The sequence below is a fragment of the Bartonella sp. OC16QHHD genome, assembly GCF_042194035.1.
Lineage (GTDB): Bacteria > Pseudomonadota > Alphaproteobacteria > Rhizobiales > Rhizobiaceae > Bartonella.
In genome coordinates, this window is record NZ_JBHIMJ010000080.1 from 33,977 (window position 1) to 59,216 (window position 25,240).

Annotated in this window: 19 protein-coding genes; 12 read left to right on the forward strand and 7 right to left on the reverse strand. The window is 35.1% G+C overall.

Annotation, left to right across the window (positions count from 1 at the left end; all coding sequences use genetic code 11):
- Positions 1–166: 166 nt before the first annotated feature.
- The 3 genes from ACFIK1_RS07815 (at position 167) to prfB (ending at position 5,330) form a co-directional block, all read left to right on the forward strand.
- Positions 167–1,396 carry an N-acetylmuramoyl-L-alanine amidase gene (locus ACFIK1_RS07815; RefSeq protein WP_375662522.1) on the forward strand — a complete coding sequence of 410 codons (1,230 nt, stop codon included), beginning with the start codon at positions 167–169 and terminating at the stop codon, positions 1,394–1,396.
- 169 nt (positions 1,397–1,565) lie between these two features.
- The gene (locus tag ACFIK1_RS07820) at positions 1,566–4,031 is read left to right on the forward strand and encodes a penicillin-binding protein 1A (RefSeq protein ID WP_375662523.1); all 2,466 of its coding nucleotides are present in this window, start codon (positions 1,566–1,568) and stop codon (positions 4,029–4,031) included.
- A gap of 170 nt (positions 4,032–4,201) precedes the next feature.
- A protein-coding gene (gene prfB / locus ACFIK1_RS07825) for a peptide chain release factor 2 (protein WP_375634070.1) occupies positions 4,202–5,330 on the forward strand; the annotation gives its coding sequence in 2 pieces (ribosomal slippage) (positions 4,202–4,270 and positions 4,272–5,330; 1,128 coding nt in all).
- Positions 5,331–5,668: 338 nt separating this feature from the next.
- Here prfB and ACFIK1_RS07830 read toward each other — a convergent pair.
- From ACFIK1_RS07830 to ACFIK1_RS07840, 3 genes are all read right to left on the reverse strand, one after another.
- Entirely contained in the window at positions 5,669–6,154 is a 486-nt protein-coding gene (locus ACFIK1_RS07830; RefSeq protein WP_375662524.1) for a peroxiredoxin, read from the reverse strand.
- Between the two features lie 191 nt (positions 6,155–6,345).
- Positions 6,346–7,599 (reverse strand): tyrosine--tRNA ligase, encoded by a 1,254-nt coding sequence (gene tyrS / locus ACFIK1_RS07835; RefSeq protein WP_375662525.1) that lies wholly within the window; start codon positions 7,597–7,599, stop codon positions 6,346–6,348.
- 321 nt (positions 7,600–7,920) lie between these two features.
- Positions 7,921–8,601: an alpha/beta hydrolase gene (locus ACFIK1_RS07840; protein WP_375662526.1), complete on the reverse strand. Its 681-nt coding sequence runs from the start codon at positions 8,599–8,601 to the stop codon at positions 7,921–7,923.
- 160 nt (positions 8,602–8,761) lie between these two features.
- On the opposite strand from ACFIK1_RS07840, the gene ACFIK1_RS07845 reads away from it, so the two are divergent.
- From ACFIK1_RS07845 to ACFIK1_RS07885, 9 genes are all read left to right on the forward strand, one after another.
- Entirely contained in the window at positions 8,762–9,937 is a 1,176-nt protein-coding gene (locus ACFIK1_RS07845; protein ID WP_375662527.1) for a cysteine desulfurase family protein, read from the forward strand.
- 139 nt (positions 9,938–10,076) lie between these two features.
- Positions 10,077–11,588: a Fe-S cluster assembly protein SufB gene (gene sufB / locus ACFIK1_RS07850; RefSeq protein WP_375662528.1), complete on the forward strand. Its 1,512-nt coding sequence runs from the start codon at positions 10,077–10,079 to the stop codon at positions 11,586–11,588.
- Between the two features lie 159 nt (positions 11,589–11,747).
- Complete coding sequence (gene sufC, locus ACFIK1_RS07855; protein ID WP_375618156.1) at positions 11,748–12,503, forward strand: Fe-S cluster assembly ATPase SufC; 756 nt, start codon at positions 11,748–11,750, stop codon at positions 12,501–12,503.
- Positions 12,504–12,514: 11 nt separating this feature from the next.
- Positions 12,515–13,777, forward strand: a complete 1,263-nt coding sequence (sufD, locus tag ACFIK1_RS07860; RefSeq protein WP_375662529.1) for a Fe-S cluster assembly protein SufD — start codon at positions 12,515–12,517, stop codon at positions 13,775–13,777.
- A gap of 10 nt (positions 13,778–13,787) precedes the next feature.
- Positions 13,788–15,032, forward strand: coding sequence for a cysteine desulfurase (locus tag ACFIK1_RS07865; RefSeq protein ID WP_375618154.1), 1,245 nt, complete (start codon positions 13,788–13,790; stop codon positions 15,030–15,032).
- Positions 15,025–15,426 (forward strand): SUF system Fe-S cluster assembly protein, encoded by a 402-nt coding sequence (locus ACFIK1_RS07870; RefSeq protein WP_375628101.1) that lies wholly within the window; start codon positions 15,025–15,027, stop codon positions 15,424–15,426. The genes ACFIK1_RS07865 and ACFIK1_RS07870 overlap by 8 nt, the downstream gene beginning before the upstream one ends.
- Before the next feature lie 83 nt (positions 15,427–15,509).
- Complete coding sequence (locus ACFIK1_RS07875; RefSeq protein WP_375662530.1) at positions 15,510–17,150, forward strand: site-specific DNA-methyltransferase; 1,641 nt, start codon at positions 15,510–15,512, stop codon at positions 17,148–17,150.
- Between the two features lie 22 nt (positions 17,151–17,172).
- Positions 17,173–19,926, forward strand: coding sequence for a DEAD/DEAH box helicase (locus tag ACFIK1_RS07880; RefSeq protein ID WP_375662531.1), 2,754 nt, complete (start codon positions 17,173–17,175; stop codon positions 19,924–19,926).
- Between the two features lie 377 nt (positions 19,927–20,303).
- Positions 20,304–21,242 (forward strand): COG2958 family protein, encoded by a 939-nt coding sequence (locus tag ACFIK1_RS07885; RefSeq protein ID WP_375643112.1) that lies wholly within the window; start codon positions 20,304–20,306, stop codon positions 21,240–21,242.
- Between the two features lie 547 nt (positions 21,243–21,789).
- Here ACFIK1_RS07885 and sodC read toward each other — a convergent pair.
- The 4 genes from sodC to ACFIK1_RS07905 form a co-directional block, all read right to left on the reverse strand.
- The gene (gene sodC / locus ACFIK1_RS07890) at positions 21,790–22,317 is read right to left on the reverse strand and encodes a superoxide dismutase [Cu-Zn] SodC (RefSeq protein WP_375634661.1); all 528 of its coding nucleotides are present in this window, start codon (positions 22,315–22,317) and stop codon (positions 21,790–21,792) included.
- A 453-nt stretch (positions 22,318–22,770) separates the two neighbouring features.
- Positions 22,771–23,094: a hypothetical protein gene (locus tag ACFIK1_RS07895; protein WP_375634660.1), complete on the reverse strand. Its 324-nt coding sequence runs from the start codon at positions 23,092–23,094 to the stop codon at positions 22,771–22,773.
- Positions 23,072–23,416: a hypothetical protein gene (locus ACFIK1_RS07900; RefSeq protein ID WP_375611907.1), complete on the reverse strand. Its 345-nt coding sequence runs from the start codon at positions 23,414–23,416 to the stop codon at positions 23,072–23,074. The genes ACFIK1_RS07895 and ACFIK1_RS07900 overlap by 23 nt, the downstream gene beginning before the upstream one ends.
- 515 nt (positions 23,417–23,931) lie before the next feature.
- Positions 23,932–25,158, reverse strand: a complete 1,227-nt coding sequence (locus ACFIK1_RS07905; RefSeq protein WP_375662532.1) for a UbiH/UbiF family hydroxylase — start codon at positions 25,156–25,158, stop codon at positions 23,932–23,934.
- Positions 25,159–25,240 lie beyond the last annotated feature (82 nt).

Below are 25,240 nucleotides of genomic sequence, written 5' to 3' on the forward strand. Positions count from 1 at the left end.
TTTGGCAAGTAACAATGTAAATCATGTATAATTATAATATCTTTATGACCTTAATTTCGTTTTGAGGTGTTTATTTAGCTTTTATTGAAAAATAGATAATAAATTGGTGTATCGTTTTATGTAACCAAGATAAATTATTACAAAGGTAATGTAGAGTATTTTGCTTATGATAAGAGTTTTTTTTACCAAAAAGCTGAAAACAGCTTATGGGCATGTTATTGTGTTCGTCACATACTTTTTATTATCTTTTTTGCTACTCCAAACCAGTCTTCAAGCCGGAGATCCTCTGAGACTTATTAATTTTCGAACCATTGGTGATAGTGTTCATACGCGTATTATTGCGGTTTTTAATTCAAAACCAAATGTTCGTTTACAGATTTTGGACAGGCCAGCACGTTTGGTTATCAATTTACCTACAATTGACTTTTCGATGCAAAATACGCCTTTAAAGAAAAGGAATACATTATCCGTTATGCTTTCAGATGTGCGTTACGCTTTCTCTGACATACAGACTTCACGCATTGTTTTGACAAGTAAAACGGCTTTTGTAGTTGAAAAAAATGTCGTAAAAAAATTAAATAATGGTTTATGGCAGTTGCTGATTGATATTCGTAAAAGTACACAAGAAAAATTTGATGAGATATTAAAAAAACAGCAAAGGATCAATTTTGATACAAAAACACAGTTAATGCCAGCATATAATTTCCGTGTTGTTCTTGATCCTGGTCATGGTGGTATTGATGGTGGTGCGCGGGGGGTTACTGGAATTTTAGAAAAAGATGTGACTTTAGACTTTGCGCGTGCATTGCGAGACGAATTACAAAAGGATTCTCATATTACCGTTGCTTTAACACGAGATTCCAATATTTTTTTAAGACTAAGTGAAAGAGTTAAAAAAGCGCAAGAGTTTGATGCTGATCTTTTTATATCTATTCACGCGGATACGATTGATCTACATTCTCTTCGCGGTGCCACAGTGTATACCATATCAGACAAAGCCTCTGATGCCATTGCAAAATCTTTAGCTGAAAATGAAAATAAAGTTGATTTGCTTGATGGTTTGCCTGCAGATGAAACGCTCGAAGTTACAGATATTTTGATGGATCTTACACGACGTGAGACACATACATTTTCGGTTAATTTTGCAAATAGTGTTATTTCAAGTTTATCAAAGAATCATATTAACTTGATTAATAACCCACATCGTTATGCTAATTTTCAAGTTTTAAGAGCTTCAGATATACCCTCAGTCTTGATAGAGATAGGTTATTTATCCAATAAAGAGGATGAAAAGTTATTAAATGATCCTCATTGGAGAAAACAAATGGCAGCCTCTATTGCTCATTCTATTCGTCAATTTGCTGATTATAGGCAGAAAATGATACAGCCTCTTTAAATTTGTGAGAAAATAGAGTATCTATATGGGCTTCTAGTGTACCCTAGTATAAATAAAAGATAGAAAACGATTTCTCTTGATCTCAATCTTGTGGTGATATCCACTTGGTGTGTTTGAAGTAACGTATTTTTTTCTTTAATTAATTCTTAAGAAAGCGATAGCCGTTTTTATGATGATTTTTTTAAGATATCTTCTTCGTTTTTTTATTGCTATTGGACTTTGTGGTGCAATAACGTGGGGTGTTATGACCAGTGGTCAAGCAAATGCACTCCCTGATTATGAAGTTCTTTCACTTTATGAGCCGCCGGTAATGACCCGCGTCCATGCTTCTGATGGCCGTCTTATGGCAGAGTTTGCAACAAAACATCGCCTCTATTTACCGATTCAATCAATACCAAAGCTTGTTATAAATGCTTTTATTTCGGCTGAAGACAAAAACTTTTATCATCATTTTGGTTTAGATCCTGAAGGACTTTCTCGAGCTTTGATCAATAATATTCGTAATATTGGTTCTGGAAGACGTCCAGAGGGTGCATCAACTATAACGCAACAAGTCGCTAAAAACTTCCTTTTAAGTTCAGAAACAACGTTAGAACGTAAATTTAAGGAAGCTATTTTAGCAATGCGTATTGAGAAAACTTATTCAAAAGATCATATTCTCGAACTTTATCTCAATGAAATTTATCTGGGGCGTGGCACTTATGGTATAGCAGCTGCTTCTTTGACCTATTTCAATAAATCCGTCAATGATCTGACGCTAGAACAATGTGCTTATTTGGCTGCTCTTCCAAAAGGACCAGCAAATTATGATCCATTTAAGAATACACAACGTGCTATTGATCGGCGTAATTGGGTTATAGACCGGATGATTGCAAATGGATATGTAACGCGTGAACAAGGTGAAAAAGCGAAAGCTAAACCTTTAGGAGCGACAATCCGTGGGAGTGATAGCTATGTTTTTGCGGCTGATTATTTTACTGAAGAAGTGCGGCGTCGTTTAATACATCGCTATGGGGCTAAAACACTTTATGAAGGTGGGCTTTCGATTCGTACAACGCTTGATCCGCATTTACAACTTATTGCGCGACGTGCTTTACACGATGGATTAATTAGATTTGATCATGCGCAAGGATGGCGTGGAGCTTATGCGCATATTGATGAGAAAGGGGATTGGGGGACAGAACTTGCAGATATCACAGGGCTAAGTGATGTTCCTGAATGGCGTTTAGCTGTTGTTCTTTCTACTAATCCCAACAAAGTAGAGATTGGTTTACAGCCACAGCGCGAAGCTTCAGGTATATTATCAAAAAAACGGGAAATTGCTGTTTTATCTGAAGCTGATTCAAAATGGGCACTCCATGTTGTAAAAGAAAATGGTTATCGAAAAACTGTTCAGAGCTTATCTCATGTTCTGCAAGTTGGGGATGTCATTTTTGTTGAAAAACTATCCAATACAAATAACACTTATCGTTTACAACAAATTCCAAAGGTTGAAGGTGCAATTGTTGCTATGGAACCTCATACAGGGCGCGTTCTTGCTATGGTGGGAGGATTTTCTTTTGCCGCATCTGAATTCAATCGTGCAACCCAAGCTTATCGCCAACCGGGATCTGCTTTTAAGCCTTTTGTTTATGCAGCAGCTCTTGATAACGGATATACACCAGCATCCGTTGTTTTAGATGGTCCCATTGAAGTTCGTCAATATAATGGTGAAGTTTGGCAACCCAAAAATTATGGAGGTACCTTTGCAGGACCTTCAACGTTGCGTTATGGTATTGAGCGTTCTCGTAATCTTATGACAATACGGCTTGCCAATGATATGGGAATGCCTCTTGTCGCTGAATATGCAGAACGCTTTGGGATCGTAGATAAATTGCAGCCTTATCTTCCCATGGCTTTAGGGGCTGGTGAAACAACAGTATTACGAATGGTTACAGCTTATTCAGTTATTGCCAATGGGGGACGCTCTATTAAGCCTTCTCTGATAGACAGAATTCAAGATCGTTATGGAAAGACAATTTATCGTCATGATGATCGTATTTGTGAAAATTGTAATACGAATTCATGGAATAATCAACGTGAACCCACATTGATTGATGAGCGAGATCAAGTTCTTGACCCTATGACAGCTTATCAAATTACATCGATGATGGAAGGGGTTGTTCAGCGTGGTACTGCAGCACGTTTACGTTATCTTAATCGACATATTGCCGCTAAGACAGGAACAACCAATGACTCTAAGGATGTCTGGTTTATGGGATTTACTCCTGACATTGTCGTTGGTATTTTTGTCGGTTATGATCAACCAGCTCCGTTAGGATATAATGGAACAGGAAGTTCATTAGCTGCACCTATTTTTGGTGAGTTTATGGCAGATGCTCTTAAAGGAAAGCCAGATGTTCCCTTTAAGATGCCAAAGGGTATGATTTTAATGCCAATTAATCGGAAAACAGGAATGCTTGCGGAAAGAGGAGATCAAGATGTCATTATAGAAGCATTTAAACCAGGGACTGGTCCTGCTGATATATATCAAGTTATTGGGAGTACAAATTCTTTTCAAGAAGGTGTTCCTGCAGTAACGACTTCTCCACAAGTCAATAAAGCCCTTGAAAGTGGGACAGGTGGGCTCTATTAATCAACAAAATCTCCTTTCGCCATGAGTCATGGTTTTTATCTCTTTTTTACAATGTCAGTTCTGTAAATAGAGTGATAGAATTGTACCATTTTCTGATAGCAGCTATTAAATTTGTATAAAATGCTAAGAGACACAACCAAAAAGAGTTTTTTAAAATACGGTGTTAAATTATGCGAGCAGAAATAGAAACATTAGTTGATGAAATCCAGAAAGCAATACAATTGCTAAGGGGGCATCTTTGACTGGGATCAATCACTAAAGCGTCTTGAATATCTTAATCAAAAAGCGGAAGATCCATCATTATGGGATGATGCACAACGAGCACAGGATATGATGCGTGAGCGTCAACGTCTCGATGATTCAATCAATGGTCTTTTATCATTTACAAAAACACTTGAAGAATGCATTGAGCTTATTGCGATGGGCGAAGAAGAAAGTGATATTGAAATTATCGCTGATGCAGAAAGATCAATACGTAATCTTAAAAATGAGATAGATAAAAGGCAAATTGACGTACTTCTTTCAGGAGAGGCAGATCCGAATGATACCTATTTAGAAGTTCATGCTGGAGCAGGGGGAACAGAAAGCCAAGATTGGGCTTCTATGCTCTTACGTATGTATATGCGATGGGCTGAACAGCATGAAATGAAGGTTGAAATTTTAGAAATTCATGATGGAGAAGAAGCAGGAATAAAGTCAGCGACTATTCTTGTAAAAGGGCATAATGCTTATGGAATGTTGAAAACAGAATCAGGCGTTCATCGCTTAGTGCGGATTTCTCCATTTGATTCGAATGCAAAGCGCCATACTTCTTTTGCGAGCATTTGGGTTTATCCAGTTATTGATGACAATATTGAAGTTGATGTTTCAGAGGCAGATGTGCGTATTGATACATATCGTGCATCTGGAGCAGGAGGACAACATGTTAACACGACAGATTCTGCTGTTCGCATCACACATATAAAAACGGGTATTGTTGTTCAATGTCAAACAGAACGTTCTCAACATAAAAATCGCGCTACGGCTTGGTCGATGTTGCGTGCACGGCTTTATGAAGAAGAGCTTAAAAAAAGAGAAGAAGAAACCAATGCTGCTGAATCTTCTAAAACAGAAATCGGATGGGGACATCAAATTAGATCTTATGTTCTTCAACCCTATCAGCTTGTCAAAGATTTGCGTACAGGAATTGAAAATACGGATCCACAATCCGTACTTAATGGTAATTTAGATGCATTTATAGAAGCAGCACTCGCACGGCGCATTTATGGACAAGACAAAAAAATTGAGGATATTCGTTAAATATATATCCTTCCTTCAAGCCATATAGATTTTTTCTTAAGCTGTTCGTTTTATTGATGCTGTGATGTTATATAGCCTTTGATACTTTAAAGGTTTAAAGGAGGATTTTCTTGTTTCTTTCTTCAATTTTTTCTCACACGCTAATTCTGCTTATGATATTGCAAGTGATAGGAAGAATCTGAAATAAGAAAATTTTGCGATATTCAGGGGACTAATATAAATGTAAAACAATTCATTATCCTTATAAATCAATATATTGTAAAAATTGAATCCATTTAAAAACTAAAATCAATTAGGGGGAATAACTTTTGCTTTTGAAGGTAAATCAAACACTCAATTTACAAGTTACCATTATGATATAAAAGTGTTGCAGTAGCTAAAACATTTTCAGCATGCCCAGATACGCTTACTTTGCGCCATTCTTCTACTATTATTCCATTTGCATCAATTAAAAAAGTGCTCCGTTCAACTCCCATATATTTGCGTCCATACATGCTTTTCTCAACCCAAACACCATAAGCTTCGAGGGTCGTTTTTTCTTCATCAGAAACCAAGATGACATCAAGTTCATATTTTATTTTAAATTTATCATGTTTTTTTACATTATCTGGAGAGATTCCAATAACAGCAACACCGATTTCATCAAATTTCATCTTTAATTTTGTGAAATCAAGTGCTTCACTTGTGCAACCACTGGTGTCATCTTTTGGATAAAAATATAAAACAACAGGCTTTCCTTTAAAGTCAGAAAGACACACTGTCTCTCCTCCATCGCGCGGCAAAGTAAAATCAGGAGCAAGAGCACCTTTCATTGGTCTTGTCATTGTTTTCATCTTTCTTTTTTGTGTAACAGGTATAAGATATCAGAGTACACAGAAGAAAAGAACTATTCAACTCTCTAGAAATATTATTGTTTTGAAGAGACCTTTATTTTCCTAACAAAACTCGCCCTATCACAACGATTGAATTGAAAGAACAAGCTCGACGTGAACAACATAAACAAAACAGCAAAAGATTATACTGGTTTCATCACAACATGTTTTTTCTTACCAAAAGAAAGTTTAATGGTTCCTTCTGCACTGACATCCCCTTCAATAATAAGATGTGTTTCATCCTCAATAATTTGATCATTTACACGGACACCTCCACCTTGAATGTGTCGGCGTGCCTCACTATTAGATCTAGCGAGTCCTGCTTGTACTAAAAGAGTGAGCAATCCAACACCTTTTTTTAATTCTGAGGCATTAATTTCAACAGTTGGAAGATTTTCTCCCAGAGTTTTTTCTTCAAACGTCTTGCGAGCCGTTTCTGCTGCTGCATCAGCAAGAACACGTCCATGCAACATTGCTGTAATTTCTGTTGCAAGAATTTTTTTTGCTTCGTTAATTTCAGTTCCTTGTAATAGAGAAAGTTTAAGAATCTCATCCATCGGCAATGGAGTATAGAGCTTTAGAAATCGTGTTACATCAGCATCTTCTGTATTGCGCCAGTATTGCCAAAATTGATAAGGTGAAAGCTTATCCGCATTCAGCCATACAGCCCCATTCAATGATTTACCCATTTTGGCACCGGAAGAGGTTGTCAGCAATGGTGATGTTAACGCATATAATTGCGGTGTTCCTAAACGATGTCCTAATTCGATTCCGTTAATAATGTTGCCCCACTGATCAGAGCCCCCCATTTGCATGCGCAACCCATAACGTTTATAAAGTTCAACAAAGTCATAAGCTTGCAGAATCATATAATTAAACTCTAAGAATGACAAAGAGTGCTCACGCTCAAGTCTGAGTCTGACAGAATCAAATGACAACATACGGTTGACAGAAAAATGCTTTCCTACATCACGCAAAAATTCTAAGTAGTTTAAATTGCATAACCATTCAGCATTATTCACAATACAAGCATCGGTTTCTCGGTCACCGAATGTCAAATAGTTAGCAAATACCTTTTTAATACCATCAATATTTGCAGCAATATCATCTTGTGTCAGAAGGCGTCGCGCTTCGTCTTTGAAGGAAGGATCACCAATCAATCCGGTCCCTCCGCCCATTAAAGCAATGGGGCGATGACCCGTTTTTTGTAACCAATAAAGCATCATAATCTGAAGAAGACTTCCAGCATGTAAACTCGATGCTGTTGGGTCAAATCCAGTATAAGCGCTTACAGTTTCTTTTGAAAAAAGATCATCTAAGCCTTTTTCATCTGAAATTTGGTGGATAAAACCACGTTCGCTCATAATGTGTAAAAAATCAGATTTAAAGGCAAACACAGATTTAATTTCCTAATTATAAGAGTGCATTATTTTATATAATAGGCGATTATATAATGAATTATTAATGCGTTATCTATCATAACTGACACACACCTCACAAGAGAAAGAGACCTATTGGTAATATAAAGATAATAATACAGGTATTATTTCCTTTTTACGCTAAAAAGAGACTTTTCAGTGATAGAAAACAGGTATGCTGTTATTCTCATTTCTATCCTGAAATAAAATTTAGAAAAATTTTAAATGCAAACTGAAAAAATTACTTTGTTATGATCAGAAACGGCTTTTGCTAATTTTTTATAAATCTATCGTATTTTCCTAAGTTAGTGAAAGTATTTCAGAAGGAGGAGCGAGAAGTTCATTGGAGATATGGTTATCCAAATAGTGGGCACATCGTTCAATAAGTTTTTCATGACATCCACTGAAAAAGTGATTAGCCTCTTCCAATATTTCTTGTGTAATGATGATACCTTTTTGTGTTTTTAATTTATCGACAAGTATTTGAACATCTTTTGGAGGGGCAACTTTATCGATACCGCCATGAATGATAAGTCCAGAAGAGGGACAAGGTGCAAGAAATGAAAAGTCATAAACATTAGGCTGAGGGGCAACTGAGATAAATCCCTCAATTTCCGGTCGGCGCATTAAAAGCTGCATACCAATCCATGCTCCAAATGAGTATCCTGCTACCCAACAATTTTTAGAGTCTGGATGTTGTGTTTGCACCCAATCGAGAGCAGCAGCAGCATCTGAAAGTTCTCCTATTCCATAATCAAAGTCACCCTGACTACGACCAATACCACGAAAGTTAAAACGTAAAGTTGTAAAGCCACGTTGTTGGAACATATAAAAGAGGTCATAGACAATTTTATGATTCATAGTTCCACCAAATTGGGGATGAGGATGCAAAATGATCGCAATGGGTGCATTTTTTTGTTGTGAAGGTTGATAACGCCCTTCGAGCCGACCCGCGGGACCGTTAAAAATAATTTCTGGCATAAAATGCTCCTTAATGCAATAAAAGGCTCTCTTTGACCCTGGTCGACTTTTACCATAGAATCTCTTAAATAATTATTAGATATTCTTTTTTTAGTGCACTTTTCAAGAAAAATGCGCTATTTTTTCAATCAATTCATAAGATTAATGATTGCGATGTAAAATGGTTATAAAACGCCGATATTTTGATCATAACGCAACAACACCGCTCAAAAAAGTGGCACGGATAGCGTTACTGGAATCTTTAGAGATATTTGGTAATCCATCATCGGTTCATAAGGAAGGGCGTGCCGCTAAAACTTTGTTGCAAAAGTCCCGTCGGCAAATCGCTGAAAATCTTAAAACAGATCCAGATCACGTGGTATTTACCTCTGGTGCGAGTGAAGCCGCAATGACTTTGTTAACACCTTTTTACAATATGGGGAAAGCAAAAGTTAAATTTTCTCATCTTTACCTTGGAGCGACTGAACATCCCTCTGTTGCAGAGGGAGGACGTTTTTCTAAAGAATTGATAAGCGTCATTGATGTTGATCAAGATGGGCTCATACAACAAGATAAATTAACATCACTCTTAACGGTTCACGATAAAACAAAAGGTTTACCTCTTGTTGCTATTCAAGCTGCAAATAGTGAAACGGGTGTTATTCAACCGTTAACAGAAATCGCCGCTATTGTTCGGGATTTAGGAGGCACTCTTATAGTTGATTTGACACAATATGTAGATAAAAATTTTGTGGATATTCATCAGTTAGGAGGAGACTTTTTTATACTGTCTGCCCATAAAATTGGCGGTCCTAAAGGAATTGGTGCTTTTGTTTCATGTGGTAATCTTCTCATGCCACACCCTCTTATTATTGGAGGAGGACAAGAAAAAGGTCTCCGTGGAGGAACAGAAGCATTGCCCCTTATTGCTGCTTTTGGGGCAGCAATGGCTGATTGCTTCACACAGGAGGAAATAAAACAGTTAATATATTTACGCAATAAATTAGAAGATGGACTACAAAAAATAAGTAAAAATGTTGAGATTTTTGGCAAAAGAGTTCAACGTTTGCCAAATACAACTTACTTTACCGTGAAAAATATAAAAGCTGAAACGATGCAAATTGCTTTTGATTTAGAAGGGTTTTCTTTATCATCCGGCTCTGCCTGTTCTTCGGGAAAAGTAAAACAAAGCAAAGTGTTGGAGGCAATGGGGTATCATGTTCCAAATGGTGCCATTCGCATTTCGCTAGGGCGTGGCACAACTTCTGAAGATATTGATGATTTTCTGTCGTTTTTTTCTCAAATTATAAGCAGGAGAAAAGGGGAAGATTTATCATCAGAAAGTTATAAAAATTAGAATTATTTTAAAAATAAAATAAGTTTGATTGAAATTTTTGCACTTTACCTATAGCCTAGGAGATAACTTGCTTACTTTAATCTTGTAAAAAACAAGACTTTAGTTACCGGTTTTTGACGCCAAAAAATGGAGAAAATTTATGCCGGCAGTACAAGAAACGATACGCCAAGTACGTGAAATAGATGTTGACCAATATAAATATGGTTTTGAAACCAATATTGAAACCGATAAAGCTCCAAAAGGCTTAAATGAGGGTATTATCAAATTTATTTCCGCTAAAAAAAATGAGCCTGAATGGATGTTAACATGGCGCTTAAAAGCTTACCGCCGTTGGCTGACAATGCAAGAGCCTCATTGGGCGCGTCTTGAATATCCTAAAATTGATTTTCAGGAGCTTTATTATTATGCTGCTCCAAAAAATCATACAGGACCAAAATCTTTGGATGAAGTGGATCCTGAGTTATTAGCAACGTACGAAAAACTTGGCATTCCCCTTAAAGAACAAGAGATTTTGGCAGGAGTGAGAAAACAGTCTGATCCCTCCACTTTTGATGATAGTATGTCTGTATCGGGGCAGGTGGCTGTTGATGCAGTCTTTGATTCTGTTTCTGTTGTAACAACATTCAAAAAAGAGCTGGCACGTGCTGGTGTGATTTTTTGTTCTATTTCAGAGGCGATTATTGAACATTCTGAGCTTATTAAAGAATATTTAGGAACAGTTGTACCTATAAGTGATAATTATTATGCGGCCTTAAATGCAGCTGTCTTTACAGATGGTTCATTTGTTTATATTCCCAAAGGGGTTCGTTGTCCTATGGAGCTTTCAACTTATTTTAGGATTAATGAACGCAACACTGGCCAATTTGAACGAACATTGATTATCGCCGCTGAAGATTCCTATGTTTCTTATCTTGAAGGGTGTACAGCACCCCAACGTGATGAAAACCAACTTCATGCTGCTGTTGTTGAGCTTATTGCCCTTGAAAATGCAGAGATTAAATATTCTACAGTACAAAACTGGTATCCTGGCGATAAAGATGGAAAGGGCGGTATTTATAATTTTGTGACGAAGCGTGGAGATTGTCGAGGTGATAGCTCTAAAATTTCATGGACACAAGTTGAGACTGGTTCTGCGATTACTTGGAAATATCCATCCTGCTTACTCCGTGGTGATAATGCGCGTGGAGAATTTTATTCTATTGCTGTTGCAAACGGTTATCAACAAATTGATTCTGGTACAAAAATGATTCATTTGGGAAAAAATACATCCAGTCGCATTATTTCCAAAGGTATTTCTGCAGGTTTTTCAAATAACACTTATCGAGGACAAGTCACAGCTCATCGAAAAGCACAAAATGCGCGTAACTTTACGCAATGTGATAGTTTGTTAATCGGAAATGATTGTGGTGCGCATACAGTTCCTTATATTGAAGCAAAAAATGCAACAGCTCAGTTTGAACATGAAGCCACAACATCAAAAATTTCTGATGACCAACTTTTTTATGTTATGCAAAGAGGAATTCCCGAAGAAGAAGCTATCGCATTAATTGTAAATGGTTTTGTAAAAGAGGTCATTCAAAAACTTCCCATGGAATTTGCTGTCGAAGCACAAAAGCTTATTAGTATTAGCCTTGAAGGTAGTGTTGGATAATTTTATTTAATTAGATAAATAGAAGACTTTATGTAAAAAGGCTGTAACGGTAGCACATAATGCTAAAAATGACCTCTATGGTAATTACAAAAGTAGATGGATGCTAAGGTAAAATAATACGCATTGATATCTGAAAAACAGCCAAAACAGGATTAAATTATGTTAGAGATCAAAAATTTGCACGCCCGTATTGCTGAAACCGATACAGAAATTATTCGTGGTTTAAACTTGACAGTTCAAGATGGAGAAGTTGCTGCTATCATGGGACAAAATGGAGCCGGAAAATCAACTTTATCTTATTTGCTTGCTGGTCGTGATGATTATGAAATAACAGAAGGAGATATTCTCTATAATGGACAATCACTTTTAGAAATGGATCCAGCAGAACGTGCTGCATATGGTGTTTTTCTTGCATTTCAATATCCAATGGAAATACCAGGGGTAGCAACAATGGAATTTTTAAAAGTTGCGATGAATTCTCAACGCAAAGCGCGAGGTGACGAAGAACTTAAAATTCCTGAATTTATAAAATGTGTTAAAGAAGTTTCAGCCAAACTTGAAATAGATATGGATATGCTAAAGCGTCCATTAAATGTAGGTTTTTCAGGTGGAGAAAAAAAACGCGCTGAAATTTTACAAATGGCACTTCTTGAACCTACACTTTGCATTTTAGATGAAACGGATTCTGGTTTAGATATTGATGCACTAAAAATTGTTGCAGATGGTGTTAATAAGCTTCGGGATTCAAAACGTTCATTTTTGGTGATTACCCATTATCAACGGCTGCTTAATTATATTATTCCTGATACGGTACATGTTCTTTATAAAGGACAAATTATCAAAAGCGGTGATAAATCCTTAGCGCTTTATTTAGAGCAAAATGGGTATGCTGATCTTATTAGAGAAGCGGTTTGAGGTTATTAAATATGAATGCACAGCAAAACTTGTTAACGGTTGAAGAAAATATACTCAGTAATTTTAATCAGTATGTAAACCACTTACCTGGTGATAAAGCTGTACAAGAAATCCGCAAGAAAACTATTGAGCAGTTTCAAACGACACGGCTTCCTTCCCGTAAAATAGAAAGTTGGCATTATACCAATCTGCGTACCTTACTGAAGTCTATTAGCAATTTTTCAAAAGTTCAAGACAATCAATTGGTTGATGCATTGCTTTCAGAAAGTGCTGTTTTCTCCATAAACAATGGAAAAACATCGATAGAGTCAAAGGTAGACAACATTGCAGTAAAACGCCTTTCAGACGCATTAGAAGATAATTCTGTACAGATAAATCAAAACATTTCTGATGAAGATTTTATTGGACAGTTAAATACAGCTTTTGTTACAGATGGTTGGCTTTTTCACATCCCTGAAAATACAAAGTTAAATATCCCCATTGAATTACAAAATATACAAATGGGGGGACAATCTCATATTTTTTCGGATATAAAAGTTGATAAAAATAGTCAAGTTATGTTTATTGAACATCAGGTTGGCAATGATAAAGATACCTTTGTCAGTTCAATATTTTCATTAAGTGTTGCTGCTGATAGTGATGTTACGTGGATTCTCATTCGCAATCGTGATTTTAATTCTACACAATTTGGTCGATTTTGTGCTGTTCTTGATCAAAGAGCGAAGTTATCACTTTATGTCATTAATATAGGGAGTCAATTAAATCGCCAAGAAATCAATATTGAATTACAGGGAGAAGAATCTGATTTTCAATTACGCGTCATAAATTTATTATCAGGACAAACACATAGTGATCTTACAATGACTGTTCGTCACGTGGAAGAAAAATCAACATCAACCGAAATTATACGCAATGTGGTTACAGATAAGGCTGTTGGTGTTTTCCAAGGAATAATACGTGTTTCTCAAAAAGCGCAAAAAACAGATGCACGCATGGCTTGTAATAGCCTTATTCTTTCAGATGATGCAGAATTTAATGCAAAGCCTGAACTGGAGATTTTTGCTGATGATGTTGCATGTGGTCATGGTGCAACAGTTGCTAATATTAATCATGATTATCTTTTTTATCTTATGACACGTGGTATCCCTTTTAAAACGGCTCGTGCGCTTTTGATTAAAGGATTTATCTCTGAGCTCATTGATGACATCAAGCAAGATAATATTCAAATCGTTTTGGAGAATATCATTAGTAAATGGCTTGAAAAAAATGTTTAAGGTAGAAAAAATGGAAAATAACGTACAAACATTTACTTATAATGTCGAAGAAATTCGGCGTGATTTTCCTATTTTGCACCATCAAGTTTATGGAAAGCGATTAGCATATCTTGATAGTAGTGCTTCTGCCCAAAAACCAATGTCAGTACTCAATGCAATGAATAATTATTATCACTATAGTTATGCTAATGTGCATAGGGGAATGTATTTTTTAGCCAATATAGCAACACAATCCTATGAAAATTCTCGTGAAACCGTTCGTGTTTTTCTAAATGCTCAAAAAGCTGAAGAAATTGTTTTTACGAAAAATGCAACAGAAGCTATTAATACTGTTGCTTATGGTTGGGCGATGCCAAAACTCAAAGAAGGTGATGAGATTGTTCTAACGATCATGGAACATCATTCAAATATTATTCCTTGGCATTTTCTCCGTGAACAAAAAGGTGTTAAACTTATTTTTGTTCCTGTCGATGAAAATGGTGTTCTGCACATTGAAGATTTCCAAAAGGCTTTAAGCGAAAAAACGCGGCTTGTTGCTATAACGCATATGTCCAATATATTAGGAACTGTGCCTCCTGTTAAAGAGATTATTAAGCTAGCACATCAAAATTCTATTCCTGTTCTTGTTGATGGTTCTCAAGGAGCAGTACATTTAACCGTTGATGTACAAGATCTCGATTGTGATTGGTATGTCTTTACAGGTCATAAGCTTTATGGTCCCACTGGTATTGGTGTTTTGTATGGTAAAGAAGATAGATTAGAAGAAATGCGTCCTTTTCAAGGGGGAGGGGAAATGATCGAGGAGGTAACAACCGATAAGGTTTTTTATAATGCTCCTCCTTACCGTTTTGAAGCAGGCACTCCTCCTATCGTTGAAGCTATTGGATTAACTGCGGCTATTGATTATATACAAGAGAAAGGTCGTAGCACGATTCATGCCCATGAGAGGTCCCTTTTAGCTTATGCGCAGGAAAAACTTAAAATGGTTGAGTCATTGCGTATTTATGGTCATTCTCCCAATAAAGGAGCTATTATATCATTTACAATTGAAGGGATTCACGCCCATGATATCGCTATGTTTATTGATAGAAAAGGAGTTGCAATCCGCGCGGGAACCCATTGTGCACAGCCTTTATTACAGCGCTTTGGTCTAACATCTATTTGCCGCGCATCGTTAGCCATGTATAACACTCAAGAGGATATAGATCAATTAGTAGAAGCATTGCAAGAAACAAGGACATTTTTTAATGGCTGAATCAATTGAAGAGCGTCATTCTACAGAATCCGTTGAAACTGTAAGCGAAAATAAAAAATCTTACATATCAGCAATTCCAGCAGACGAAATTGATCGTATGACAAATGATATTATTGCTGCTCTCAAAACAGTTTATGATCCAGAGATTCCTGCTGATATTTATGAGCTAGGATTGATTTATCGTATTGATATTGACGATGATCGTTCAGTAAAAATTGAAATGACTCTTACAGCACCGGGATGTCCTGTTGCAGGTGAAATGCCGGGGTGGGTAGAAAATGCAGTCAGTGCAGTTGAAGGGGTTTCGTATGTTGAAGTCACTATGACTTTTGATCCACCATGGACACCTGATTGTATGTCAGAAGAAGCTCAAATTGCTGTCGGATGGTACTAAAAGTATTGTTAAGAGACTCTAATTTAGCCATTCATGAATAAGCTGTTTACTTTTCATAAGCGTTTAAATTTAAGGACGATCGCATGAGTTATAATAAACAAAAACTAGAACTCACTTGGATTGGAAAAGAAAAACGCCCAAAACTAGAGCCTCGTATTTTATTGGAAGATCTTGAAAAATCTTATCACGCTCCGCACCAAGTATCTACCCAAGATATTTTTGATAATAAACTCATTTTTGGTGATAATTTACTCGCACTCAAAGCGCTTGAACAAGAATATATGGGGAAGGTAAAATGTATCTATATCGATCCGCCTTATAATACAGGCAATGCCTTTGAACATTATGAAGATGGTTTGGAGCATTCCCTATGGCTAAGCCTTATGAGAGACAGGCTAGAATTGTTACATCATTTACTGGCGGATGATGGAAGTATCTGGATATCAATTGATGATGATGAACAAGCCTATCTTAAAGTGATGATGGATGAAATTTTTGGTCGCCAAAATTTCATCAACAATATTATTTGGCAAAAGAAATATGCTCCACAAAATGATACAAAATGGCTTTCTGATAATCATGATTTTATAATGGTTTATGCCAAAGACAAAACGATTTGGCGCCCTCAATTGCTTCCTCGTTCAAACGATATGGATGCGCGCTATAAAAATCCTGATAATGATCCTCGCGGTCCTTGGAAATCTGGAGATTTATCTGTAAAAAGAGTAACACCTAAGGATATTTATGAAATCATCACACCTTCTGGACGCAAGGTAATGCCTCCTAATGGTAGAAGTTGGGCTATGAATAAAAAAAAATTCTTTGAATTATTGAATGATAATCGTATTTGGTTTGGTCCAACAGGAAGTAATGTTCCTTCTATGAAACGTTTTTTATCAGAGGTAAAAAATGGTATGGTTTCAATGACCATTTGGCCTTATCAGGAAGTTGGCCATAATCAAGATGCAAAAAAAGAAGCCAAAGTCTTCAATTCTGATAGTGTCTTTACAACTCCTAAACCGGAACGTTTAATGGAACGCATTATTCAACTTGCCACTAATCCCGGTGATCTTGTACTGGATTCTTTTGCTGGTTCTGGCACAACCGGTGCTGTTGCCCATAAAATGGGAAGGAAGTGGATTATGATTGAACTTGGTGAGCATTGTCACACCCACATTATCCCTCGTTTAAAACAAGTCATTGATGGAACTGATCAAGGGGGAATTTCCAAAAGTGTCAATTGGCAAGGTGGCGGTGGATTCCGTTATTATCGCCTTGCACCTTCTCTGTTGCAAAAAGATCCATGGGGACAATGGATTATTAGTCGCGAATATAATGCTGCGATGCTTTCAGAAGCAATGTGTAAACATATGGGATTTACCTATGCACCTGATGAAAATCATTATTGGATGCAAGGGTATTCAACCGAAACAGATTATATTTATGTCACAACAAGCGCTATGACCCATGAACAACTCCGTATAATGAGTGAAGAGGTAGGCTCTCATCGCACGTTGCTGATTTGTGGTACAGCCTTTGATACAAAATCAGCATCCTTTGAAAATCTGACACTCACTAAAATCCCCCGTGCAATATTAGAAAAATGCGAATGGGGAAGGGACGATTACAGTTTAAATGTAGCCAATCTTGAACCAGTGATTGTGGTAAAAGAAAACAGCAAAAATAAAGATATTGCGCAAGCAGAATTAGATCTATTTGAATAATATATAAAAAGCGGAGTTTTTCATGAACACTGTTGAAAAAAGGATTTCTGCTCGCTTATCGTTACGTAATCCTCAACGTGAATCTTTAAATATTTTGGTAAAAATCTTAGAAAATATAGAGCTTTCTAAAAATGCTGATTTGGTTGCAGAGTTAGAAGTGATAAAAAATCTTTATCCTTCTGTACAAGATTTTGAACGAAACTTTCCCTCTTTTTGTTTTGCCTTAGCAACGGGTGTTGGGAAAACGCGACTTATGGGGGCTTTTATCAGCTATCTTTATTTAACAGGTCGCAGTCGCCATTTTTTTGTTTTAGCGCCAAATTTGACTATTTATGAAAAGTTAAAACAGGATTTTAGTCCCCAAAGTCCGAAGTATGTTTTCAGTGGAATGAGTGAATTTATTGCCAATAGACCCGTTATTATTACAGGTGAAGATTATGAAAGTGGTAAAGGTATTCGCGTTGATGAACACCATTTTCAAGGACAAAAGCGTTTGTTTGAGAATAGAGATACGGCCTTTATCAATATTTTTAATATTTCTAAAATTAATACAACAGATAATAAAAAAGGCGCACTAAAATCTAGTATGCCGAGGATTAAACGCTTACAAGAGACAATTGGCGAAAGTTATTTTGATTATCTCGCAAATCTTCCTGATTTAGTTTTGTTAATGGATGAGGCACATCGTTATCGAGCTTCTGCTGGTGCGGCAGCAATTAATGAGTTAAAACCTGTTTTAGGAATAGAGCTTACAGCGACACCAAAAACAATAGGTGCAAAACCCGTAGATTTTAAAAATGTTGTCTATAGTTATTCACTTGCAGAGGCTATGAGAGATGGTTTTGTAAAAGAGCCTGCTGTTGCTACACGTAAAGATTTTCAACCTCAAAATTATACATCTGAACAATTAGAACATATCAAATTACAAGATGCAATTCATGCCCATGAAAACGTGAAAGCAGATTTAATTGCCTATGCCAAAGATTATAACAAAAAGTTTGTTAAGCCTTTTATTTTAGTTGTCGCTCAAGATACAAATCATGCACAGAAATTGTGTGATTTATTGGAATCAGATGATTTTTTTGCAGGAGCTTATAAGGGAAAAGTTATAGAGATTCATACAAAACAGTCGAATATAGAAGAAGATCAAAATATTCAAAAGCTGATTGCAATTGAAGATTCTCATGACCCAACAGAAATTGTTATTCACGTTAATAAATTAAAGGAGGGGTGGGATGTTACGAATCTCTATACTATTGTACCGTTGCGTGCATCGGCTTCAGAAATTTTAACAGAGCAAACAATTGGGCGTGGATTGCGTTTGCCTTATGGGTATAGAACAGGCGTGGAAGCTATTGATCGTTTAACAATTATTGCGCATGATCGTTTTCAAGATATTATTGATCGTGGGAACGATCCAAACTCAATTATAAAAAAGCATATTGAGATTGGAACAGGGGGTGATATATCCTCTGAAAAGACAGATATAATGACAGTTCCAAGTCAAGTAGAAGCTTTATTGATGCAAACGATGGTAACACGTAATTCCGATATAAATGGAGCATCTTCTGATTTACAAGGTATCATATTACGTCATACAGATTCCCCTACATTAACGCCTGAAGAGCAAGATATTGCAGCGATCGCGTGGGATCTTATCAAAGAGAATGATAAATTGCCAAGTTCTCAAATGCTTTGTTCTGCACAGATACAAGAAAAAATTGCTAATAAAGTTATGAATATTAAGCCTTCATCACAAAAGTCTCTTGTATCAAAAGTGGTGACAATTCTGACAAAACAATTAACAGAACTGATAATAGATATTCCAAATATTATACTCATACCTTCGCGTGATGTTACTTATGGTTTTTATGATTTTGATTTGGAAAATTTAGAAAACTTAAATTTTCAACCTGTTAGTAAAGAACTTTTAATTCGAGAATTGCGTACCCATAAAAGCATTTTTCTCACATCTAAGAATGAATATGTCAAAGAGCCTTATCTTGAAAACTACATCATTCGTGGTTTGATTGATAATGACTTTGTCGATTATGATAACCATACGCTCTTATTACGAAAATTAGCTAGTCAGATAGTAGAACATTTCCGATCTTATTTACCCAATGATACAGCTGTTGAGAACGTATTAATTCACTATCAGCACAAGCTTACTAGTTTTATTGTTGCGCAATTAAGAGAACATCAATGGGAAACGCAAAAAGATTATGCGGTTAAAGTTACACGAGGTTTTACAACTTTACAACCTATCCATTATGTGTTGCCGCAAGGGACGTCTCCTCTTTATTTTCGTAATATTCCTGCCATTAAAAGCGATATTAAAAAACTTGTATTCAGCGGCTTTAGAAAATGCTGTTATCCTTTACAAAAGTTTGATTCAGTAGAAGGGGAATTACGATTTGCTCAAATATTAGAGGATGATGAACAAGTCTTGAAATGGATGAAACCCGCTCGAGGTTTTTTCAAGATAGAATATGATAAAGGATCAATCTATGAACCAGACTTTGTTGTAGAAACGAAGGATGCCAAATATCTTTGTGAGCCTAAAAAAGCCTCTGAAATGCAAAATCCTATTGTTTTAAAAAAGAGAGAAGCTGCAGTTCAATGGTGTTGTCATGCAACGCGCTATGCAGCGACTTATGGCGATAAAAAATGGTATTATGTTCTTATTCCCCATGATGTTATTAAAGCAAATAGTAGTTTTGAAGGTTTGTGTGCAGAGTTTACCATTTCAGAATCTATACTTGAGAGCTTATAACTTTTTGCTTCAAAAATAAAACACATAAGTTTTTTTAATTGACGGGTGTGAGGTTTAATCAAATGTTTGAATAATTATTTTTAACTTTTTTCTAACGACGTTAAAATAAAAGGAAAAATGTATAGAAAAGTTACACAAGATTATGCTTTTTTATGGTGATTTGTAGTACATTTACAATTTTTTATAAAAGTACAATCTTATTTTCGTTATGTGAAAAGATCTTTGAGTTATAGTCATAAATTAAAAAAATACTTTAATTTTATTGAGTAATTTGATAAATGTTCTTTTTTTAAAAAACTTAAACAGTTTATTGTTCTTTCATTTAAAACGCCTGAATATAATGAAATACTCAGAGGATAAAAGGGGGAGTTTTTCATATGACTTTAAATTTAACAAACACTGTTTTTAATTTTTTAAAGAAAAACCCGACAAAAAAGTTTACAGCTCGAGAAATTGCTCAATGGATATTTGAAAATTACCCAGAAAAATGCCGTCAAAAACAAAAGCATTCAACGGCGATAATCAATCCCCTTAATAGTGATGCAGCTCTTATTCAGCAAATTGTTGCTGAAATAGGATCGCAGCGCCCTCAATTACAAAAGCGTTATCCAGAAATTAAAACCACTGAAGGACGACCGCGACAATATTATTTTACTAAACAAACAGATAGTGCTGAAATTGATGCAATAGAGGACAATGCAAAGAGTAGAACAGAAGATGGCTCTGTTAAAGAGCATGATCTTTATCCGTTATTATCTAAATTTTTATGGTCAGAACTTGCAGTTTATAGCAAACGCATTAATGAGAAATGTTCTCGTAATAAACATGGTGCAGGCGGAAATAAATGGCTTTATCCAGATCTCGTAGGGATGCAAGATTTAAGCAAGGAATGGAATCGTGAAATCAAAGACTGTGTTTTGCAATATTTTGATAAAAAGACAAAGCTTTGGTCTTTTGAAGTAAAAATTCTCATCAATCGTTCAAATTTACGAAAAGCATTTTTTCAAACAGTTAGTAATTCTTCATGGGCTAATTTGAGTTATTTAGTTGCTAGTGAAATTGAAGGAGTTGATACATTAAAAGAGCTTCGGATGCTTTCAAGTTTGCATGGAATTGGATTTATAAGACTTAATAAGGAAAACTCTTCCGAGAGTGAGATCTTAATTCCTGCCAAAGAACGTAGTGATATTGATTGGGATACTGCTAATAGATTAGTGGAGGAAAACAAAGATTTTCTTGATTATATTAAGCTCATTCGTCAATTTTATCAAACTGGTGAGATACGTCCACTAGATTGGGATCATATGTATCTATAAGGGGTATTTTTAAAAAGACTCTATTGTTTAAAAGCCTTTTTTCAGAGTGATGAAAAATTACTCTAACTATTTTGTTTGACTTATTATATTGATATTGTATCAATTAAAATTTTTCTCACGTACCTCATGAGTAGGGTTGAGTAGGGGAAGAGTAAAAATTCTGTTTTAGTCCTGTTCTATTTTGTGCATTGAGCGTGATTCCATTAGATACTAGACTTAATGATTATAATTTATTATAAATTTGCTATTATAGAGGGTGAAATTCGACTTTTTTGCTTTGTTTACATCAAGCATGGAAAATATTACTTCCTCATATTGAAGTCTTCTTACGGAGAATTTACACTACTATTTCTTTAATTTCCATTACTGTTCATTTTGATGATTATTAAGCTTTTTGTTATCCGAAGTAAACATTCAAAAAAACATTAATTTTATAAAATATTCACATAGTTTACTCAATTTCTTGAAATAGATTAAAAAAATAAATTTCTCTCACACCTTATGGTAAAGGGAGTGTGTACTGTCGCAGTCTGCCACAATACTCTCTTTATTTTTCAATAATACCGCACGCTAAACGTGCTCCACCTCCGCCAAGCGGTAATGGTTTATCTGATTGATTATCAGCCCCTAAATGAATGACTAAAGAGCGCCCTTTAATTTCAGAGATTTTTTTTAATCGTGGAGCAAGAACGCTCATTATGGCATATCCCTGCTTATCAACATAAAGTGCTGGTAAATCACCAAGATGACCATTGACATTATAAGGTCCTAAATGTTTTCCGGTATGTTCCGGATCATAATGTCCACCTGCGCTTCCACCAATTATACCATCTTTTGTATCACATAAAGGATTTACATGTACATGAAAACCATGCATTCCTTCTGATAAAGTAGATAAATTAGGGATGAAAATCAAACCGTATGTGGTTTCTTCAATTTTAATGCTACCAATAGCCTTTTTGGAATTGTTATCTTCTAATTTATAAATATTTACTTGTTTTGATAGTGCTAATGCAGAATTTTTATGAATTAAAAATGCCATAAAAAACAATAATGATAATAATATTTTTTTCATGAAGTACCTTTATACTTATCTTTAAATAGATTATTATCTATAAATAATAATCTATATTAATTATATGTTATATAAGTGTCTTAAATTGAACTTTAAGAAAAATAATTTACATAGAAATATTAGTTTTTATAAAGAGCAAATAAATTAAAGTATGTTTATATATATTTCTGAACATAACTTTTATTTTTTGATCTATAAAAAATACAGCTTTTATGGATGGATAATTATATCTCACTTACATTTCTTCAAGAGATGTTTTTAAAAAATCTACTTTTTGAGGTATAATAAGAAATTAAATAAGGAATTTTAGTAAGTTAGATGTTATTTCATTTATAATATGATAATCGTTTCATCAAAAAAAGAACATATAATTTGTTGATGATTTAATTGTTTTTCATAGAAAAAATGACGAGAAATTTCTATGCATTATGTAATTTATAAGAGAAAAAATTATTATGATTCATATAAATTTCCCAATAAAATACAGCATATACCGACACTCCCTCCCATTCCTGATCCTATCAGTGCTCCTATTATTATTCCAGAAGAAAGTGCTACTCCTATACCCATTGCGATAACTGGACCAAATCCAGGAAGAGCAATATAACCATAAGCTGCAAGAATTGCCGCGATAGCTCCTGATATGCTACCATTTAAACCGCCAATGAAAGCAAATTCTTTAATAGAATGGCAGTACTTTTTTAATTTTTTTTTCTTACAGCTGTGAAAAGAAACGTTGCTGTAAGTTTTTAAATCAATCATATTCTTTTCTTTCATTTTGAATGCTAACTGTTCCTGAATAGTCAACGGATACGAAAAAATGGGACTTTTTAAATTTTACTAAAGCACGCCAGATACCATTGTCATCTAAGCGCAATCGTTTAATATTCTCAAAACCATTTTGCATAAGACAATTTTTAACTTGTGAGGCAGTAAATGAGTTCTGACCTATTTTAGTGACCTTTTGAGTAGAGCTATAGGTAAAGGTTTGACAATAAGGAAGGTGAAAAACTTCACTTATTGAAGTCGTGACTATCAACGAGACACATGCAATCATTATAAAAAAAGTACTTAATTTCAAAAAATTATTTAGTGTCATCTTGTTACCATTTGTTGAAACAACACTTCATTAACCTCTGTGTTACTAACAGGTTCCAAAGATGATTTTATTTTTAATATTATACTTAACAATAAAAATTTTTAAAAATATATTGATTAAATAAAACTGTTTTTTTATTATTTATTTTCTTATTAAAATTAATTTAAAATAACTTTTTCAAAACGGTATTATTTTTCATTTTATTTATAGTTCTAAATTTAACAGCTATGATTTAGCAAGATATCTTTATAATTTAATTTGTAGTATATAATTCAGTTTTCTCTTATTTCATATCAACATACTAAATATATATAATAATTTTTAATAAAAAATAATTTACAGTTATATTAATTATAACATGTTATTATTATAAATAAATCAAATAAATATAATTAATTATTTTAATATAATTTGTTACTTCTTATAAAGAACAAAAATATTTTTTATATCAGTAATAGATATGATTGCAAAATGCAATTTATTATTTATTATTTTACGTTATTATCCATTATTGCTTAGTAGAGCTGTTTTGATGATTTTGTTGGAAATATTTGCATAATTTCCTTAAATCCATAACCGGGATACATTCCTTCGCGCATAAATAAATTACGTAATGGTGGGAAACTATGCAACAAACCAAGCCCAATGCTTCGTATGATATGAACAGGCAACATATGAGAAAGTAGGGCAGAGTTCAGTGTATGAACAGCTCCACTTCGGATTAATATATCTGGTTTGCGGCATTTGTTATAATGTGCAACAATCATTTCAGAGTTAGAATTGGATATTTTATTGGGTAAAATATCAATTAAAGTTTGGACATCACGGAATCCTAAATTCAATCCCTGTGCTCCAATAGGGGGAAAAACATGAGCGGCTTCACCCACTAAAATTGTTCGATTAGCAGCAAAATGATGAGAAAGAAGTCCGAAAATCGGACATGCTTGAATTGATGTTTCTAAGCTTAGCTTTCCAAGCATTGATTGCATTTGGTTTTCGATCATTTTTGCAATTGTTTTTGGTTCTATATTTAATAATTCCTCAGCGCGGGAAGGATGAACAACCCATACAAGACTAGATCTTCGTCCTGGTAGTGGAACCTGTGTAAATGGACCGTGTTCTGTATGAAATTCAGTTGATGTATTTTGATGAGAAAACTCATGAGAAAAGTTGAGAACAAGTGCTTTTTGTGGATAATTCCACTGTTTCACACTTATCCCTGCTGCGGCACGTGTAAGAGAGTGACGTCCATCAGCTGCAACAACAAGTGGTGCTTGAATAATTCTATGATCAGCAAGAGTAATGCATACATGGTTTTTTGTGTGATGAACAGATTTGGCAGCAGAAACAAATCTTGTAATATTGGGCGTATGTGTAACAGCGTCGACTAAAGCACTGTTCAATTTTACATTAGGTATATTATAGCCAAAAGCTTTTTCGCCAATTTCAGTAGAAGAAAAATGCACCGTAGGAGCATGCACAATTCTAGAAGTTATATCTATAATTCTCATGGACGATAAAGCAGCTGCATGTTTTTGAAGATTATCCCAAATATTGAGTTTTTGAAGCGTGCGTATTGCGGGCATCATAAGAGCCGTTGTCCGTAACTCATCTGTATGAGCAGGGGGCCCAACAAGAAAAACAGAAAACCCCTTCTGTGCAAGACTCAGCGCGGCTAACATTCCGACAGGACCTGCACCAATAACAGCAATATCTTTATGCTCTTCCTTTTCAAATATCACAACGATTTGAACCTTTATTCATTGAGAAAATATTTTAACATTTCCAAATGATCTCTCTCTTTTTATTATATGAAGCTCTTCT

Excerpts from the sequence above, each read along its gene's own strand:
- ACFIK1_RS07815 (WP_375662522.1), top strand. The coding sequence starts at position 167 with ATGATAAGAGTTTTTTTTACCAAAAAGCTGAAAACAGCTTATGGGCAT.
- ACFIK1_RS07820 (WP_375662523.1), top strand. The coding sequence starts at position 1,566 with ATGATGATTTTTTTAAGATATCTTCTTCGTTTTTTTATTGCTATTGGA.
- ACFIK1_RS07830 (WP_375662524.1), bottom strand. The coding sequence starts at position 6,154 with ATGACAAGACCAATGAAAGGTGCTCTTGCTCCTGATTTTACTTTGCCG.
- ACFIK1_RS07840 (WP_375662526.1), bottom strand. The coding sequence starts at position 8,601 with ATGCCAGAAATTATTTTTAACGGTCCCGCGGGTCGGCTCGAAGGGCGT.
- ACFIK1_RS07845 (WP_375662527.1), top strand. The coding sequence starts at position 8,762 with ATGGTTATAAAACGCCGATATTTTGATCATAACGCAACAACACCGCTC.
- sufB (WP_375662528.1), top strand. The coding sequence starts at position 10,077 with ATGCCGGCAGTACAAGAAACGATACGCCAAGTACGTGAAATAGATGTT.
- sufC (WP_375618156.1), top strand. The coding sequence starts at position 11,748 with ATGTTAGAGATCAAAAATTTGCACGCCCGTATTGCTGAAACCGATACA.
- sufD (WP_375662529.1), top strand. The coding sequence starts at position 12,515 with ATGAATGCACAGCAAAACTTGTTAACGGTTGAAGAAAATATACTCAGT.
- ACFIK1_RS07865 (WP_375618154.1), top strand. The coding sequence starts at position 13,788 with ATGGAAAATAACGTACAAACATTTACTTATAATGTCGAAGAAATTCGG.
- ACFIK1_RS07870 (WP_375628101.1), top strand. The coding sequence starts at position 15,025 with ATGGCTGAATCAATTGAAGAGCGTCATTCTACAGAATCCGTTGAAACT.
- ACFIK1_RS07875 (WP_375662530.1), top strand. The coding sequence starts at position 15,510 with ATGAGTTATAATAAACAAAAACTAGAACTCACTTGGATTGGAAAAGAA.
- ACFIK1_RS07880 (WP_375662531.1), top strand. The coding sequence starts at position 17,173 with ATGAACACTGTTGAAAAAAGGATTTCTGCTCGCTTATCGTTACGTAAT.
- ACFIK1_RS07885 (WP_375643112.1), top strand. The coding sequence starts at position 20,304 with ATGACTTTAAATTTAACAAACACTGTTTTTAATTTTTTAAAGAAAAAC.
- sodC (WP_375634661.1), bottom strand. The coding sequence starts at position 22,317 with ATGAAAAAAATATTATTATCATTATTGTTTTTTATGGCATTTTTAATT.
- ACFIK1_RS07895 (WP_375634660.1), bottom strand. The coding sequence starts at position 23,094 with ATGAAAGAAAAGAATATGATTGATTTAAAAACTTACAGCAACGTTTCT.
- ACFIK1_RS07900 (WP_375611907.1), bottom strand. The coding sequence starts at position 23,416 with ATGACACTAAATAATTTTTTGAAATTAAGTACTTTTTTTATAATGATT.